The organism is Streptomyces sp. NPDC006134 (assembly GCF_040628835.1).
GTDB lineage: Bacteria > Actinomycetota > Actinomycetes > Streptomycetales > Streptomycetaceae > Streptomyces.
The window spans coordinates 43,072-59,329 of sequence record NZ_JBEXTV010000031.1; the positions used below are offsets into that span (position 1 = coordinate 43,072).

The following is a 16,258-nucleotide window of genomic DNA, read 5'->3' on the forward strand; positions in this document are numbered from 1 at the left end:
GCCCGAGCATGAACCTGAATCCGGACCTGAGCCCGAGCCCGCACACCATGGTCGGCCGGCCGCCACCGGCCGACCACCACCACCGTCAGCCGCCGAACCCGGCCACATTCTCCTTCGTGACCACCTTCACCGGCACCTTCACCCTCTCCTCGACCCGCTTGCCCTCGGCGGCGCGCAGCGCGTTGTCCACGACGATCCTGCCCAGTTCCCTCGGCACCTGCGCCACGGAGGCGTACAGCGTGCCCGCCTCGACCGCCTTCAGCCCGTCCGGGGTGCCGTCGAAGCCGACGACCTGCACGGACTTCCCCGCCTTGGAGCCGAGGGCCTTGATCGCGCCGAGCGCCATCTCGTCGTTCTCGGCGAAGACGCCGTCGATGTCCGGGTGGGCCTGGAGCAGGTTCGTCATCACGTCCAGGCCCTTGGTGCGGTCGAAGTCGGCGGGCTGCCTGGCGACGACCTCGATGCCCGGGTACGCCTTCAGGCCCTCGGCGAACCCGGCGCCGCGCTCGCGGCTGGCGGAGGTGCCCGCCTGGCCCTGGAGGATCACGATGGTGCCCCTGCCGCCGAGCTTCTCGGCCAGGGCCCGGGCGCCCAGCCGCCCGCCCTCGACGTTGTCGGAGGCGACCAGCGCGTCCGTGTCGGCCTCGCTGACGCCGCGGTCCACGGCGATGACGGGGATGTCCGCCTTGTTCGCCGCCCGCACCGACGGGCCGGCGGCGTCGGAGTCCACCGGGTTGACGACGATCGCGCCGAGGCCCTCGCTGGTGAAGTTCTGGAGCTGGTTGGCCTGCTGCGAGGCGTCGTTCTGCGCGTCGGTGACCGTCAGGTCCACGCCCCGCTTCCTCGCCTCCTGCTCGGCACCGGCCCGGATCTGCACGAAGAACGGGTTGTTCAGCGTCGACAGCGACAGGCCGACCGTGCGCTCCTTGCCCGCGGGGTCCCCGCCGTGCAGGAGGGAGGTGGCGCCGACGACCGCCACCGCGACGACGGCCGCGATCACGTACGTCACCGCCTGCTTCCCCTTCCCGCCCGGCGAGGCGCCGGCCGCGGCCGGCACCGCCCCCGCCTTGCGGCGCACGGTGTCCAGCAGCACCGCCAGCGCGATCACGACACCGATGACGACCTGCTGCCAGAACGCGGAGACGGACAGCAGGTTGAGGCCGTTGCGCAGCACCGCCAGGATCAGCGCGCCGATCAGGGTGCCCGACGCCTTGCCGGTGCCGCCCGCCAGCGAGGCGCCGCCGATGACGACCGCGGCGATCGCGTCCAGCTCGTAGCCCTGCGCGGCCTGCGGCTGCGCGGAGGAGAGCCGGGCGGCGAGCACGATGCCCGCGGCGGCGGCGAACAGCCCCGACAGCGCGTAGACGGCGAGCTTCTGCCGCTTCACCCGCAGCCCGGACAGGCGGGCCGCCTCCTCGTTGCCGCCGATCGCGTACAGGGAGCGGCCGAGGTACGTCCGGCCCAGCACCACCGCCGTGACGGCACCCATGACGACCATGACGAGGACCGGCACCGGCAGCCAGCCGCCGAGCGTGTCGCCGAGGCGGGAGACGGAGTCGGGGAAGGCGAGGGGCGAGCCCTGCGAGACGACCAGCGACAGGCCGCGGGCCACCGACAGCATGGCCAGCGTCGCGATGAACGGCGGCAGCTTGCCGTAGGAGACGAGGAAACCGTTCACCAGACCGCACGCGACGCCCGTCACGATCGCGAGCACGACCGCGAGGGCGACCGGGACCCCGGCCTCGGTGGCGCTCCACGCCAGCACGGTGGCCGACAGCGCGGCGACCGAACCGACCGACAGGTCGATGCCCGCCGAGACGATCACGAAGGTGACGCCGAAGGCGAGGATCGCGGTCACCGCGGCCTGGACGCCGACGTTGAGCAGGTTGTCGGCGGTCAGGAAGTCCCCGGACAGCGCCGACAGGGCGACGACGAGGACGACGAGCGCGGTCAGCGCGCCGTTGTCGAGCAGCAGACGGCGCAGCCCGCCGGAGGCGCCCGGCCCGCTCTCGAGGGTGTCAGTGGCCACCGGGGGCCTCCGTTCCGTTGCTGTGGGGACTGCCGTTGCTGTGGGGGCTGCCGACGCTGTGGGGACTGCCGACGGCGAGCGCCATCACGGCGTCCTGGGTGGCTTGGCCGGCGGGGAGTTCGCCCGCGATCCGGCCCTGCGCCATCACCAGCACCCGGTCGCTCATGCCGAGCACCTCGGGCAGGTCGCTGGAGACCATCAGGACGGCGGCGCCCTGCGCGGTGAGGTCGTTGACGAGCCGGTAGATCTCGACCTTGGCGCCGACGTCGATGCCGCGCGTCGGCTCGTCGAGGAGGAGCACCCTGGTGTCCGCCAGCAGCCACTTGCCGATGACGACCTTCTGCTGGTTGCCGCCGGACAGGGTGCGCACGTGCTGCCCGAGGCCCGCCATCCGCACGCCGAGCCGCCGGGCGATGCGGGCCGCCGCCTCCCGCTGCCCCTTGAGGTCGACGAGCCCCGCGCGGGTGGCCGACCGCAGCGTCACCAGCCCGAGGTTCTCCGCCACGGAGGCGTCCAGCACCAGGCCCTGCCCCTTGCGGTCCTCCGGCACCAGCCCGACGCCGGCGGCCAGGGCGGCGTTCACGTCGTGCCGCCGCAGCGGCGTGCCCGCGACGGTCACGGCACCCGCGTCGTAGGGGTCGGCGCCGAACACGGCCCGTACGACCTCCGTACGCCCCGCCCCGACGAGCCCGGCGATCCCCACCACCTCACCGGCGCGCACCTCGAAGCTCACGTCGTGGAAGACCCCGTCCCGGGTGAGCCCCTCCACCTTCAGCAGCACCGCACCGCGCTCGGACCGCTCCCGCGGGTACTGCTGCTCGATCGGCCGCCCCACCATGAGCCGGACGAGCTCGTCCTCGGGGGTGGAGGCCGGGACCTGCCCGACGCTCTTCCCGTCCCGGATGACGGTGACCCGGTCGCCGAGCGCGGCGATCTCCTCCAGGTGATGGGTGATGAACACGATCCCGACGCCGTCCTCGCGCAGCCGCCGCACGAGGGCGAACAGCTTCTCGACCTCCTCCGAGGTCAGCACGGCCGTCGGCTCGTCCATGACGAGCACGCGCGCGTCCAGGCTGAGCGCTTTGGCGATCTCCACCATCTGGAGCCGCGCGATACCGAGTTCCCGCACCCGCGCGCGGGGCGGCACGTCGACGCCCACGCGCGCGAGCAGCACCTCGGCGTCGGCCTCCATCCGCTTCCGGTCGATCATCCCGAAGCGGCGCGGCTGCCGCCCGAGGAAGATGTTCTCGGCGACCGTCAGATCGGGGACGAGGGTGAACTCCTGGTGGATGGTGGCGATCCCGAGCCGCTCGGCGTCCCGCGCCCCGTGGATGCGCACCTCCTCACCGCCCACGAGGATCCGCCCCGCGTCGGGCGTGTGGGCGCCGGAGAGCATCTTGATGAGCGTGCTCTTGCCCGCGCCGTTCTCACCGAGCAGCACGTGCACCTCGCCCCGGCGCAGGTCGAAGTCGACGCCGTCGAGCGCGACCACGCCGGGAAAGGTCTTGCGGACGCCCTCGGTGCGCAGCAACTCGTCCGGGTCGCTCACGTCGTACTCCTTCGTACGGGGGAGGGGGACTGCGGGGGTGCCGGTTCGCCGCACGAGCGGCGGACGACGAGCCGGGCGGGAAGGGTGACGGACCGCGGCGTCCGCCCCTCGATCCGGTCGACCAGCGCGCGCACGGCGGCCCGCCCCAGCGCACCGGTGGGCTGGGCGATCGCGGTGACCGGCGGATCGGTGTGCACGAACCAGGGGATGTCGTCGAAGGCGGCCAGCGCCACGTCCCGCGGCACGCGCATCCCGCGCGCGCGTACGGCGTCCAGCGCGCCGAGCGCCATCAGGTTGTCGGCGGCGAACACGGCCTCGGGCGGCTCGGGCAGGTCGAGGAAGCCCTCGGTCACCCGGCGTCCGCTCTCGGCCTGGAAGTCGCCTTGGCCGATGTAGGCGTCCGGGAGCTCCAGCCCGTACGCGCCGAGCGCCTCCCGGAACGCCTCCACGCGCTCCCGGCCGGTCGTGGTCGCGGCCGGCCCCGCGATGATCGCCAGCCGCCGGTGCCCGAGCCCGTGCAGATGCGCCACGAGGTCCCGTACGGCGGCCCGCCCGTCCGACCGGACCACGGGCACGTCGACGCCCGGGATCCACCGGTCGACGAAGACCATCGGCGTGCCCGCGCGGGCGGCGTCCAGCATCAGCGGGGAGCCGCCGTCGGTGGGGGAGACGAGCAGCCCGTCGATCCGCCGGTCCAGCAGCGTCGCCACGTGGTGGTCCTGGAGATCGGGCCGCTCGTCGGCGTTGCCGATGACGACGCTGTACCCGAGCGCGCGGGCCTCCTCCTCCACCGACCGGGCCAGCTCGGTGAAGTACGGGTTCAGCACGTCGCTGATGACCAGTCCGAGGGTGCGGGTGGTGTCGGTGCGCAGTGACCGGGCGACGGCGTTCGGGCGGTAGCCCAGCGCCTGGACGGCGGCCCGCACGCGCGTGCGGGCGTCGGCGCTGACCGACGGATGGTCGTTCAGGACGCGCGAGACCGTGGCGACGGAGACCCCCGCCTCGGCGGCGACGTCCTTGATGCTCGCCATCGCCGGTCCACCTCCGCGTGGAATCGATTACACGGAGGATTGGAATCGATTACACGGGCGAGGGCAAGGGGGACCGGGAGGGCCGAGACCCAATCGTGATGCCGGCCGGCGCGTTCACCGCGCCGGCTTCAGCGGTCGTCAGCGGGCGGCGGACGGCAGGGCGGGCGTGCCGGTGACGGACATGACGAGGGAGTACAGGGCGGTGTCGGCGGCGATGAACAGACGGTTGCGCTTGGCGCCGCCGAAGCGGATGTTGGCGACGGTGCCGGGGACCAGGACGCGGCCGAGGAGGGTGCCGTCGGGGTCGTAGCAGTGCACGCCGCCGTGCAGGGCGGCGGCCCAGAGGCGGCCGGTGTCGTCGAAGCGGATGTTGTCGAACTTGCCGATCTGGCCCTCGACGAAGACCTCGCCGCCGCCGAGGGTGCCGTCGTCGCGGACGTCGAAGACGCGGATGTGGTTGGCGCGGCTGTCGGAGACGTACAGCCGGGTCTCGTCGGGGGAGAAGACCAGGCCGTTGGGGCCCTGGAAACCGTCGGCGACCAGCGTGACCTCACCGGTGCGGGGGTCGATCCGGTAGACGTTGCAGGCGCCGATCTCGCTCTCGGCGCGGTGCCCCTCGTAGTCGGAGACGATCCCGAAGTCGGGGTCGGAGAACCAGACCGACCCGTCGGACTTCACGGCGGCGTCGTTCGGGCTGTTGAGCCGCTTGCCCCGGAAGCGGTCGGCGAGCACGGTGACCGTGCCGTCGTGCTCGGTGCGGGTGACGCGGCGGTTGCCCTGCTCGCAGGTGACCAGGCGGCCCTCCGTGTCCAGGGTGTTGCCGTTGGGGTGGCCGGCGGGCGAGCGGAAGACGCCGACCGCGCCGGTGGTCTCGTCCCAGCGCAGGAGGCGGTCGTTGGGGACGTCGCTCCAGAGGACGTACCGCCCGGCCGGGACGTAGAGCGGTCCCTCGGCCCAGCGGCAGCCGTCGTAGAGCTTCTCCAGCCGGGAGTCGCCGGCGGCGCACCGGCCGGTGCGGAACCGCTCGTCGCGGATCTCGTACAACTCGGGGTGCTCGCCGGGCATGGGCCGCCCTCTCTGTCGGGAAGAAGATCGATCCGTTCCCTCCCGACTATGGGGAAGGGCAGGCGGTGGATCAAGCGATGGCGCGACGGTGAGGGGTGGCGGCCGTGCCGAGTTCACACCACACGTACTTTCCCCGGCTGCCGTCCCTGCCCAGCGGCTGCCACCCCCACACGTCGGCGCAGGCCCGCACCAGCGCCAGCCCCCGCCCCTCCTCCGCGTCGGCGGCCTGCTCCGGCGGCACCGGGGGCTCCGGCGGCTCGGGGTCCGCGTCCCACGCCCCGATCCGCAGCGTGCCCGGCGGCGGCCGGCGCACGCGCAGCGCGGCGGGGCCCTTCGTGTGGCGTACGGCGTTGGAGACCAGCTCGGTGGCGAGCAGCTCGGCGACGTCGACGAGGGTGATCAGGCCGTGCATGGTCAGGATCAGTCGGAGGGTGCGGCGGCTGACGGTGACGGCGCGGAGGTCGTTGGGGAGGTGGAGGGAGTACTCCCACGGGTCGTTGTCGGGCATGCGTGTGACTCCGTTGGTCGATGGGGGATCGGCACGGGCTGCCGGTGTCATTGCCGCAGCCGTCAGGGCAGGACGGGGCGGTGCGCTTCCGGGGGCTCGGTGTCGCACGGTGTGTGCGTCGCGTCACCGACGGTAGATATAAACCTAGAGACACTGCAAGGCGGTCGCGTAATCTGACCCCTGACGAGTCGCGTCCGCGGGCGCGTTGGACCGAGGGGCAGTCGAGAGCTTTGAGGCGTGAACCAACAGCGCGTCAGTTGCGACTGGCGACAGAGCTGCGCAGACTCCGCGAGGCGGCGGGCCTCACCGCCAGGCAGGCGGCAGCGCTGCTGGGCGTGAGCCCCGCCCAGATCACCCACATCGAGTCAGGGCTCGCCGGCGTCAGCGAGAAGCGTCTCCGGCGCCTTGCCTCCCACTACGCCTGCACGGACGAGAAGTTCGTCGACGCACTGGTCGGCATGGCCGTCGACCGGACGCGTGGCTGGTGGGAGGAGTACCGAGGCCTGCTTCCCACGTCGTTCCTGGATCTGGCCGAGCTGGACCACCACGCCTCGTTCCGGCGCGAGGTGGCCATCCTGTTCGTTCCCGGCCTGCTCCAGACGGAGGACTACGCTCGCGCTGTCTTCTCCTCCAGGGTCCCCGAACTGACGGACGAGGAACTGGAGACGCGCATCCGCCACCGACTGGCACGCCGGGTGATCATCGAGGGGCCGTCTCCCGTCCCGTACGACGTGGTGATCCACGAAGCGGCGTTGCGCATCAGGGTCAGCGACCGCACCGCCTGGAAGGCGCAACTGGTCCGTCTGCTGGCGCTTTCCGAAGCGGACAACATCACTCTGCGCGTGATCCCCTTCGACCTGGACGGCTTCGCCAGGGCCTCGAGTTCGATGACGTACGTGGGCGGGCCGCTGCCCAGGCTGGACACGGTGGTCCGCGACGCGCCTCACGGCTCGGTCTTCATCGACTCCGAGGCTCAACTCCACGCTTACCGAACGCGCTTCCGTAAGGTGGAGGCCGTATCACTTGAGCCCGACCGGTCGCGCGACTTCATCCACACGCTGGCGAAGGAGCTGTGAGGCACTCCATGATCCCCCTTGGCATCTGGCGGAAGTCGTCGTACTCCGGTGAGGGCGACGGCAACGACTGCGTCGAGATCGCACGCTCTTCCGCGTATGTGGCCATACGCGACTCGAAGGACCCGGCCCACGGAGCGCTCACCTTCCCGGCTGCCGCCTTCACCGCCTTCGTCGAAGCCCTCAAGCACCCGACGAAGACCCTGTGAGCCCGTACGCCGGGGGAGGCGCGGGGCCACAGGGAGAGCGCGTGCCGGGCGTCGCGACGCCGCGGAGATCCGTCACGCACCTCCTAAACCACTCGTTTCGCTGAACGCGGGTCACGCCCCCGCACGGTGCGGTAGGGGAGGGGCGAGCGTACGCCGGGGACGAGGTGCGCCTGCGGACCCTCACGGGGGCGCCTGCGACGCGCGGCGAACACGGGGAACGCCGCGGTGCGCCGCCCGGCAGCCGCATCGCTCAAGGTGACGACGGACAGGCCATGAGTGACAGCCCGTGAGGGCAGCGGTCGCGAGGCCGCGGCCACACGGGGACCCCCGCAGGAGGGAATCACCATGGCACCCGTCAACAGGATCGACGTCAGGCTCTACACCGCCTCCGAGAGCCCCGCCGGTGTCGGCGGCTGGGTCTACGTCAACGTCGGTGGGCGCGAGTTCAGCCTCGACACCACGCGCAACGACTTCGAGCCGGGCGACGACTTCACCTACACCTTCGGCGAGAACGGCAACGTCAACGACGCCGAACGCAACGACCCCCGCTCCCCGCAGCTGGACACGGACGACCTCGACCGCTACCCGGTCTACCTGCGCTACGCGCCGCCCTCCAACAAGCCGGACGAGATCTGGTGCCTGGAACGGGTCATCGTCACCGTCAACCCCGGCACCGAGACCCCCGCCCGCTTCGACAACCTCCGCCTGGCCGGAACGGCCGCGAACCAGAAGATCTGGCTCGGCCAGCGTTACGGCCAGGTCGTCAACCTCCGCCGCATCTGACCCCTGGCCGCCACTCGCCCCTCCCCAGGTGACCCGCCAGGGCGAAGGGGTGCGATATGACGGAAGCCGGCCGGTCCTCCTCCCCCCCGTGAACCGGCCGGTTTCCGCCCTCCCGCCCTTCCGTCCTTCCGCCCTTCCGTCCTTGCGTCCTTCCGCCCTCCGGTAACCGGCTGCGCCGAGCGCCGTCCGTCATATCGGAGCAAAATGGGTGGAAACGTCCGATGGGCTCGCGGAGGCGCGGTGACGCACGACAACGCCGGGAACGACGAGGGGGCCGCCGAGGAGCGCGACCTGTACGCCGACGAGGACGGCGAGTACGGCGACGAGTACGCCGCCGAGGACGACGGGGAATCCGGCGCCGGACACGACGACGAGTACGACGAGGACGACGAGTACGCCGGTCCCGATCCGTACGGCGAGGAGGCAGGGCTCCCCGGCGAGGACGATACGGCCGCCGCCCCCGAGAACGCCGTCGCCCTCGAAGGCGCGGCGGCCGGTGCGGACCCCGACGTCTTCCTCGACGTCCCCGTGCTGAAGGTCGACGAGATCGACCTGGACGTCCAGGACCTGCGCGCGCACGTCTCCTTGCAGGCCGAGGTGCTGGATCTGCTGAAGCTGAACGTGGGCGCCGACGTCCTGCTCGGCCAGGTGCACCTGAACATCTCGGGCGTGGAGGCGCAGGCCCGGCTCGAGGTGCGTCTCGACAACGTCGCGTCGATCATCAGCCGGGTGCTCACCACGCTCGACCGCAACCCGCAGATCCTGCACGAGCTGGCGCGCGGGGTCGGGAGCGCCGTGCAGGACATCGGCGGCGGAGCCCGCCAGGCCGTCGGCGAGCTGGGGTCGGGTGCGGGCAGGGCCGTCGAGGACGTCGGCCGGGACGCCGGGGGCGCCGTCCACGAGGTGGGCCGCGGCGCCGGTACGGCGGCCGAGGCGGTCGGCCGGGGGGCGGGAGGAGCCGTCCGGGACGTGGGCGGTGGCGCCGGGCGGGCGGTGGAGGACGTCGGCGGCGAGGTGGGCCGGACGGTCGGAGAGACCGGCGAGGAGATCGGTGACATCGCCGGAAGCGCGGCCGGGCGAGCGGCGGGCGGCACCGCACGCCGCACCGGACCGGCGCGACGGAGCGCGGCCCGCGAGCCCGCGGACAGGGACATGGTCGCCGAGGGGATCGAAGGCGAAGGCGGGGACGGGTCCGGTGCCGGCCGGAGCCGGAGCGGCACACGCACACGCCGAGCGCACGCCGAGGAGAAGCCGCCGCGACGGCCGAGCCGCCGCACCGCCGCCGGGGAACGGGACGAGCCGCCCTGAACGGCCACCGCCCCGGCACCGGAGGACGCCGCCGGGCCCGCCGCCGGTCAGGACCCCGGCGCGGAGGGCGCCGAAGACGAAACCCCGGCACCGGACACCGGCAAAGCCCCGGTTTGGGACATCTCCTTCCGGTCGGTGGTCCGGTCGGGGCGCCTCCGCTTCACGGAAAAGCCGCGGACGGCCGTCCGCTTCCCCGGCACGGGGGAGCGGGTCTCGACGTCCCACAGCGACCGCACCCGCCTCCCGGACAAGGTCACCCCCGGCCGGGAGTACCGCGACACCACCGTCGCCTACCACCTTGCGACCCGTCTCACCGGCGGCCCGGAGGGCGGGCGGAACGACGGGGACGGCACGGGTGCGTGAAGCAGGCGCCCGGCGCCGGGAGGAGCACCCGCGCCGCCCTGCGCGGCCGGGTCCGTGAGGCCGACGGCCGGAAAGCCGGGTCGGGTGCGGTGCACACGGCGACCGGCACGCACGCGCGCGGCGACGACCAGCCGTCGATCCCGGCCTCGACGAGCCCGCAAGCCGTCTGCGGCCGTACGGCCACTACGTCGGAGCGATGGGCGCGGGAACGTACTGCGTTACCGGGTGACGCATCCCCGGGCTTTGGCGCTGTACATGTTGTGGGGCGACATCGCACGGGACCATCCGCCCTTTCCTGCGTGTTTTTTACTTTTGCCGGACATGGGTCGCGCACTTTCGCGTAGATCGATTACGGCCAATCAGTGACGTTTTCTCAACGATGATCATTTCCAGATTTCGTTGAGGACGATGGCAGCGCGGGCGATGTCTCCGATCCGGTTGGGGCTGAGGGTGACGTGCTGCAGAGTGCGCCAGCGTTGCTTGAGCTCGGCGGCGGCGCGTTCGCCGAGTGCACGGATGCCTCTGATCAAATTGTTCGTGGTTCGCGTGTCGGCATGCAGGGCTTGCTCCGACTGGCCCTTCGGGCGGCGGACGGGGACGTGGATGTCGATTCCGGCGCCGATGCAGCCCTTGTCGGCGAGGGTGGGCAGGCCGTCGGCTGCGGCCTTGTACAGCGCGGGAAGTGCGTGGATGCGGGCGGCGGTGATGTCGGGGGTGGATCCGGGCTCGGCGCCGGAGACCCACAGTGGGGTGCCGTCGGGGGCGGCGAGGAACTGCACGTTGCCGCCGAATTCCTTATAGTGCGCACGGGGCATTCTGGGGCTTGCGGTCCAGGATTCCTTTGTCGCCTACCTCTGCGCCGCGTGCGTTGATCAGCGGCAGGCGGATGCCGCGATAGAAGTCGCGCGAAGCGCCAACGTGCACAGTGCGTTTGTCACGCCAGTTCGCCTGCTCAAGGCCGACGTAAACTATTCATCTGGAACATAAGAAGCGCCGCTACGACCCATGCTGCTCGCGCCGATCGGCCAGTGTTCATCGGGTGCTGGGGGATTGAGCTTGTCGCCACACCAAGGGTGCGAGGCCAAGGGGACTCCTGCCTGGTTCCGTATTCCGCCTGGTCACAGCTCAACCGGCCGGTAGGACAGTGCCTGATCCACGACCTCCTCGGCAGTCGGCTGAGGATCAGTGTGGTAGATGAGGTTCACTACCCGAGGATGAGGAACACTCGCCTCCACCTCTTCGAGAAGCCTGTCCGCGCCTTCTTCCGGGAGCGTCGCATCGATCAGCTGCTGCACCATTGCCACCAACTCTTCGCGGTTTTTCCGTTGCGTCATTTCGGCACCTCCAGGGGCTTCCGGGCGCTTGGCCTGCATACCCGCCCTGTACCAATGCTTCCCGTCAGCCTTGAGTGTCCGGCGGAGAAAGGTCTCGAAATCAGGAGCGATCCACTGTCGGCTGTCTGTCTCGTGATCCCACCAGAACACGTCGTTCCGCTCGGGTGTCCGTACGAAGCCGAACTGATCCCCGCTGCCGTTTTCCCCGAAGAACATGAGGGGCGTGAACGGCATGTACAGCGCCTGGAAGTCCGAGACGGTGTGAAATGCATGGTTTACGCACAAGATATTGGCAGATGACCAGACCAGGTCGCAGCCCATGGCGTCTTGTATACCGTCGGTTTCCTGGAGCAGTGCTCTCAGGTCATCTGGCACCGGCTGGCCGAGGCCGGTTGCGATTGCCTTGATACTGCTCGGAGATGCGGGTTCCCTCAGCTCCACTCCTTCGTGTGCCCCTGCCAGTTCGCGCCACATCATCGAGCCCCTGTTTCGTTGGCGTATGCGTGGTGAAAACCAGTTCCCCGCTCTATCGTCGACCTTCATTGCGTGATCGAGGATATTTTGGCGAGAGGGGGACGGGTTCTTGGTGCAGAAATCGTTAAGAGTCGGACGATCCGATGCGCGACTTCGTCGTGACAGCGCACAGCGAAGGGCTGCGGGACGAGGTCATAGATGGGGGCCTGACGCCGTCTGCTGAGTACTCGGCTGCGTGCGTGCGATTGACTGGAGTCTGCGCAGCCGTCTCCTCGACGATGAGTGGTGTCCCGAGGGGGTCACGAATCGCACTCCATGCGCAACCCTGTCACAGGGACAGCGCAGAACTGAAGGAATGTTCTTCCTGTGGGAATCGGTTCCAGAGTACTTCAGAATGGATATCCCCTGTCAGAACTGCTGCGAGGAACTGTGTTACGGTCATATCGAAACGTTCCCATGTCTCGCCGCTTGCGTCATTGAGCATGAGGCAGCGCTTTTCAGGATCATCATCCGGCTGCACGAGCCAGTATAGATATTCTCCATTGTCGGTGGTTGCCCAGCAGATGAGGCGATTCCCCTCGTCCTGCATCTCGATGGGAGCGTCCTCGAACTCCCACAGAGACCTGTTCGCTTCGGTGCGTTCGTTGGTCAACTTGATCAGGTCGTAGACATCGTTGGGGCAGCCTGGTGCGGCGAGAAGCAGGTAGTCGTCGATGAGGCCGGCTCCGTAAACGTCAATGAGGTCCTTAAAGTCTGATGGTAGCGAGGTCTGCAGAATCTCTTCAGCCTCCTGCCAGTTCGAACGTTCCGGCGGTTCTGTAGGGCAAGGAAGTACCTGTGCAAGGCTGGGCAGGTGCGATTTCACGGCATTCCTCCATCACTGTTCTTCCCTGGGTGTGTAGTCCCCGTATCGGCTGTATTTGGCGGCTACCTCTTCCGGTTCCATATCGTGACCACATTGGTGCCGCCTGCGTCCGACCCGTGCGGTTGAAACTGGAAGCCTTGATTCCCGTATGCCTCTATGGTTACTCCGAGAGGGATGGAACTGGATGCATCGGCGTAGATCGGTCGAACGCCGTATTGAATTACCTCTCCATTCTTGACGGCGTTTCGTACTTGCAATTCTATTTGGCGCATCACGGGGGAATTTGCATAACTGTGCATGGTCACGAAGTTGCGTCGATCCTTGTTGGATCCGCCGAGCATCGCTGCCAGTAGATGGGCCCGATTATATCCCTTACCGGATTGCCAGCCGGCGGGGTCCACCTGCGGATTTGTTTTGCCGCCCAGCATGTCACTCGTGATAGTGGCGTGCATGGACGTGGCGCGATTGTTTGGACCGAGTTGCCCGTACTGAACGCGGCCGCCCCAGGTCACGTCCCCTTCGTCGCAGGGAGCGAGACCCAGGGGATCGGTACTGCCGTGCGGGTTCTCTACGTAGGCGACCGGGTTGTCGGCAGGCAGCAGCCCCAGCGGATCAGGGCTCGCGTACCGTCCCGTGTCCGGGTCGTAGTGCCGGAAGAAGTTGTAGTGGAGGCCCGTCTCCGGGTCGGCGTACTGGCCGGGGAAGCGGAGGGGCGTGTACGCGGTGGCGTCGCGGTTCCAGGTGGTGGTGCCCCAGAGGGTGGCGCGGGTGTGCCAGGCGATGTGGCCGGTCTCGTCGACGAGTTCGGTGGGGGTGCCGACCAGGTCGGTGACCAGGACGAAGAAGCGGCGGTCGATCTCGGACCGGTCGGCCGGGGGGAGCCGGCGCTCGGTCTGGGTGAGGGGGCGGTGGCCGTCGTAGTCCCAGGTGAGGGTGACGCCGGTGGTGGAGGTGGTCTGCTCCGCGAGCCGGGTGCCGTCCCAGGTGAAGTGAACCGTTTCGGCGGGTGAACCGTCGGGGCCGGTGCGGTGTTTGGCGGTGCGGCGGCCGAGGGGGTCGTAGATGTAGGTCCAGCGGGTGCCGTCGGGCGTGGTGCAGGCAGTGAGGCGGTCCTCGGCGTCTCACGCGTAGCGCCAGGTGCCGGGCTTGCGGGAGAGGCGGGTCTTCCGGCGCAGGACGGTGCGGCCCGCGGCGTCGTACTCGTAGCGGATCTGGCCCGCGGTCAGCAGGCGGGTGCCGGTGTAGGAGCGGTCGCCCCGGGCCTCGGGGTGGGGCGCCCCGTCGGGCCAGGAGGCGTGGGTCTGGTTGCCGGCGGCGTCGTAGGCATAGCGCTCGGTCCAGCCGTCGGCGGTGACGGTGAGGGGGCGGCCGACCGGATCGAGTACGAACTGCCGCACGGTACCGGTGAGGTGGTCGGTGAGAGCGGTGAGGTGGTTGTCCGGACGGTAGGTGTAGGACCGTGAGCGCAGGGTGCGCCCCTGTGCGGTGAGGGACTGACGAGCCGGTCGACGATCTCCTCCTGCGCCTCCTTGATGACGCGGCGGATCAATTCGCGCATCGCGGCCGTCTCGGCTGCGCCGATGAGCGCGGAGAGGCCTCCGGTGACGACGGCCAGGCCGAGGGAGATCCCGAGGGAGGCGGCCATCGCGCCGAGCTCGATCTCGGCCTTGATCTTCATGCCGTAGACGACATCCGCGACCACGTCGCACGCGGAGGCGAACATCCGGGCGACGCGGGGGACTTGATCCAGGTGGGAGGATTTCACCTTGCCCCAGTGCTCGGCAAGGGCGTCGACGGCCGCACCCTCGCTGGAGGCGATGACCCGGTTGACGGCGGCGACGGCCTCCCCGCCGTGGGTCTCGAAGTGGCCGGCGAACTCCCGCATGGCATCGGCCATCTCGCGGTAGTCGTCCTCGTCCACGTTGGGCCAGTTGACGCCGATGAAGTCCAGGATCTCGTCCAACCACCCGGGCAGTACGTAGCCCAACCCCCGTCGCCCTTTCCCCGTCGGATCGCCGAACCGCCGCCGGCTCGCTGGTTATACGTTCGGCGGTGCCGAGCATCGTAGTGATCGAATACCTGCACCGTACAGACGCTTCCGGCGGCGCCCCGGAGGTGGCGCAGGGCCCGCGGCAACGGGCGGCCCTTGGCGGCCGGGTGAGCGATGATGCTCTGTACGCAGGCGGCGCCCCCTCTCGCCGGCCGCACCCGGAGGGGATCTTGACGGGCGCGGCGGGGACCTCGGCGAGCGCGGCGGGCTGTGGGCGAGCACGGTGACCCGCCCCCGGCGTCACCGAGGCCGGGTGGCCCGCCCCACCAGAACCGCCGCCACCGCCCCGGCCCCCACGAGCACGGTTCCCGCCGCCGGCAGTCCCCCCAGCGTGCCGAGGACGGCGACACCGAGAGCCGAGCCCGCCTGGCGGACGCCGTTCAGCGCGCCCTGGGACGTGGCGGCCAGGTCGGCCGGGGCCGCCGCGGCCATCTCCGCGGCGGCCCCGGGGATGGACAGGGTGCCGGTCGCGGCGAGGGCCAGCTCCGCGGCGACGAGGAGGGGGAGCGGGGGAAGACCGGGACCGGCGCAGAACAGCAGCAGCACGCCCGCCACCGCCCCGGCCGACATGCCGGTCAGCAGCACCGGACGGGCCCCGTACCGCGCCACCAGCCGGCCGGTGAAGAACGGCATCACGCAGACCGGGAAGGTCAGCGGCAGGGTGGCGAGACCGGCGCGCAGTGCGGAGAGGTCGTACGTCCGCTGCCACCACAGGGACAGCAGATACAGCCCGCCGAAGTAGGCGAAGCAGGACGCCAGCGCGGCGACCATCGCGGCCCGTACCCGGGGCAGGCGCAGCAGCGCGGGTGGCAGGACCGGGGCTGCGCTGCGGCGCTCCACGACGGCGAGTGCCGCGAGGGCGAGCACGGCCGCCGCGACCGGCACCCACGCGCGCGGCGACGTCCAGCCGTCGATCCCGGCCTCGACGAGCCCGAAGGTGAGGGCGCCCAGGGCGCCGGTGGACAGGAGCAGACCGGGGCGGTCCAGGCGGCGGACGCCCGAGGCCGCCGACGGGGCGGGAAGGCGGCGGGCCAGCAGCAGGGCGGCCAGGGCGATCGGCGGGTTGACCAGGAACACCAGGCGCCAGCCGCCGAGTTCGACCAGGGCGCCGCCCAGGACGGGACCGGCGGCGGCGCCGAGTCCGCTGAGCGCGGTCCACGCCCCGATCGCCCGGGTGCGCCGCGCGGGGTCGGGGTGCAGGGCGATGAGCAGCGCGAGCGAGGCCGGTACCAGACCGGCGCCCGCCGCGCCCAGCAGGGCCCGCCCGGCGATCAGCACGCCGATCCCCGGCGCGGCGGCGCACAGCGCGGACAGTACGGCGAAGACGGCGAGGGAGGCGGCGTAGACGCGGCGTGCCCCCCACCGGTCGGCGAAGACGCCGGCGGCGAGCAGCAGGCCCGCGAAGACGACGGTGTAGGCGTCCACGGCCCACGGCAGCGCGGCGGCCCCGGGACGCAGCGAGCGCTGGAGGTCGGGTACGGCGACGTTGAGGATCGAGGTGTCGAGCAGGACCAGGAGGTTGCCGGTGGCGATACCGGCGAAGGCGAGCCGGGAGCGTCCGCCGGTCGCGGCGGGCACGCGTGCGGTGGTGATCGTCATGGCGGACACGGTCACCGG

Annotated in this window: 14 protein-coding genes and 1 pseudogene; 5 read left to right on the forward strand and 10 right to left on the reverse strand. The window is 70.7% G+C overall.

The window, feature by feature from the left end; translation table 11 throughout:
• Positions 1-85: 85 nt before the first annotated feature.
• The 5 genes from ABZ340_RS21075 to ABZ340_RS21095 form a co-directional block, all read right to left on the reverse strand.
• Positions 86-2,029 (reverse strand): substrate-binding domain-containing protein, encoded by a 1,944-nt coding sequence (locus ABZ340_RS21075; protein WP_358783321.1) that lies wholly within the window; start codon positions 2,027-2,029, stop codon positions 86-88.
• Entirely contained in the window at positions 2,019-3,578 is a 1,560-nt protein-coding gene (locus ABZ340_RS21080) for a sugar ABC transporter ATP-binding protein (protein WP_358783322.1), read from the reverse strand. The genes ABZ340_RS21075 and ABZ340_RS21080 overlap by 11 nt, the downstream gene beginning before the upstream one ends.
• Entirely contained in the window at positions 3,575-4,609 is a 1,035-nt protein-coding gene (locus ABZ340_RS21085; protein ID WP_358783323.1) for a LacI family DNA-binding transcriptional regulator, read from the reverse strand. Before ABZ340_RS21085 ends, ABZ340_RS21080 begins: the two co-directional genes overlap by 4 nt.
• A 138-nt stretch (positions 4,610-4,747) precedes the next feature.
• The gene (locus ABZ340_RS21090; RefSeq protein ID WP_358783324.1) at positions 4,748-5,674 is read right to left on the reverse strand and encodes an SMP-30/gluconolactonase/LRE family protein; all 927 of its coding nucleotides are present in this window, start codon (positions 5,672-5,674) and stop codon (positions 4,748-4,750) included.
• A 70-nt stretch (positions 5,675-5,744) separates the two neighbouring features.
• Entirely contained in the window at positions 5,745-6,182 is a 438-nt protein-coding gene (locus ABZ340_RS21095) for an ATP-binding protein (RefSeq protein WP_358783325.1), read from the reverse strand.
• 263 nt (positions 6,183-6,445) lie between these two features.
• Here ABZ340_RS21095 and ABZ340_RS21100 point away from each other — a divergent pair, with 263 nt between their 5' ends.
• The 5 genes from ABZ340_RS21100 (at position 6,446) to ABZ340_RS21120 (ending at position 9,918) form a co-directional block, all read left to right on the forward strand.
• The gene (locus tag ABZ340_RS21100; protein WP_358783359.1) at positions 6,446-7,258 is read left to right on the forward strand and encodes a helix-turn-helix transcriptional regulator; all 813 of its coding nucleotides are present in this window, start codon (positions 6,446-6,448) and stop codon (positions 7,256-7,258) included.
• A gap of 8 nt (positions 7,259-7,266) precedes the next feature.
• Positions 7,267-7,464: a DUF397 domain-containing protein gene (locus tag ABZ340_RS21105; RefSeq protein ID WP_358783326.1), complete on the forward strand. Its 198-nt coding sequence runs from the start codon at positions 7,267-7,269 to the stop codon at positions 7,462-7,464.
• Positions 7,465-7,809: 345 nt separating this feature from the next.
• Entirely contained in the window at positions 7,810-8,247 is a 438-nt protein-coding gene (locus ABZ340_RS21110) for a hypothetical protein (protein WP_358783327.1), read from the forward strand.
• Positions 8,248-8,487: 240 nt separating this feature from the next.
• Complete coding sequence (locus ABZ340_RS21115; RefSeq protein WP_358783328.1) at positions 8,488-9,555, forward strand: hypothetical protein; 1,068 nt, start codon at positions 8,488-8,490, stop codon at positions 9,553-9,555.
• Between the two features lie 135 nt (positions 9,556-9,690).
• Complete coding sequence (locus tag ABZ340_RS21120; protein ID WP_358783329.1) at positions 9,691-9,918, forward strand: hypothetical protein; 228 nt, start codon at positions 9,691-9,693, stop codon at positions 9,916-9,918.
• A gap of 383 nt (positions 9,919-10,301) precedes the next feature.
• On the opposite strand, the gene ABZ340_RS21125 is transcribed toward ABZ340_RS21120, so the two are convergent.
• From ABZ340_RS21125 to ABZ340_RS21145, 5 genes and pseudogenes are all read right to left on the reverse strand, one after another.
• Positions 10,302-10,733, reverse strand: a complete 432-nt coding sequence (locus tag ABZ340_RS21125; RefSeq protein WP_358783330.1) for a transposase family protein — start codon at positions 10,731-10,733, stop codon at positions 10,302-10,304.
• A gap of 303 nt (positions 10,734-11,036) precedes the next feature.
• Positions 11,037-11,795 (reverse strand): SMI1/KNR4 family protein, encoded by a 759-nt coding sequence (locus tag ABZ340_RS21130; protein ID WP_358783331.1) that lies wholly within the window; start codon positions 11,793-11,795, stop codon positions 11,037-11,039.
• Positions 11,796-12,054: 259 nt separating this feature from the next.
• Positions 12,055-12,591, reverse strand: a complete 537-nt coding sequence (locus ABZ340_RS21135; RefSeq protein WP_358783332.1) for an SMI1/KNR4 family protein — start codon at positions 12,589-12,591, stop codon at positions 12,055-12,057.
• 62 nt (positions 12,592-12,653) lie between these two features.
• A pseudogene (locus ABZ340_RS21140) lies at positions 12,654-14,060 on the reverse strand (RHS repeat-associated core domain-containing protein); the annotation flags it as partial.
• A gap of 821 nt (positions 14,061-14,881) precedes the next feature.
• Positions 14,882-16,240, reverse strand: a complete 1,359-nt coding sequence (locus tag ABZ340_RS21145; RefSeq protein WP_358783333.1) for an MFS transporter — start codon at positions 16,238-16,240, stop codon at positions 14,882-14,884.
• Between the last annotated feature and the right edge of the window lie 18 nt (positions 16,241-16,258).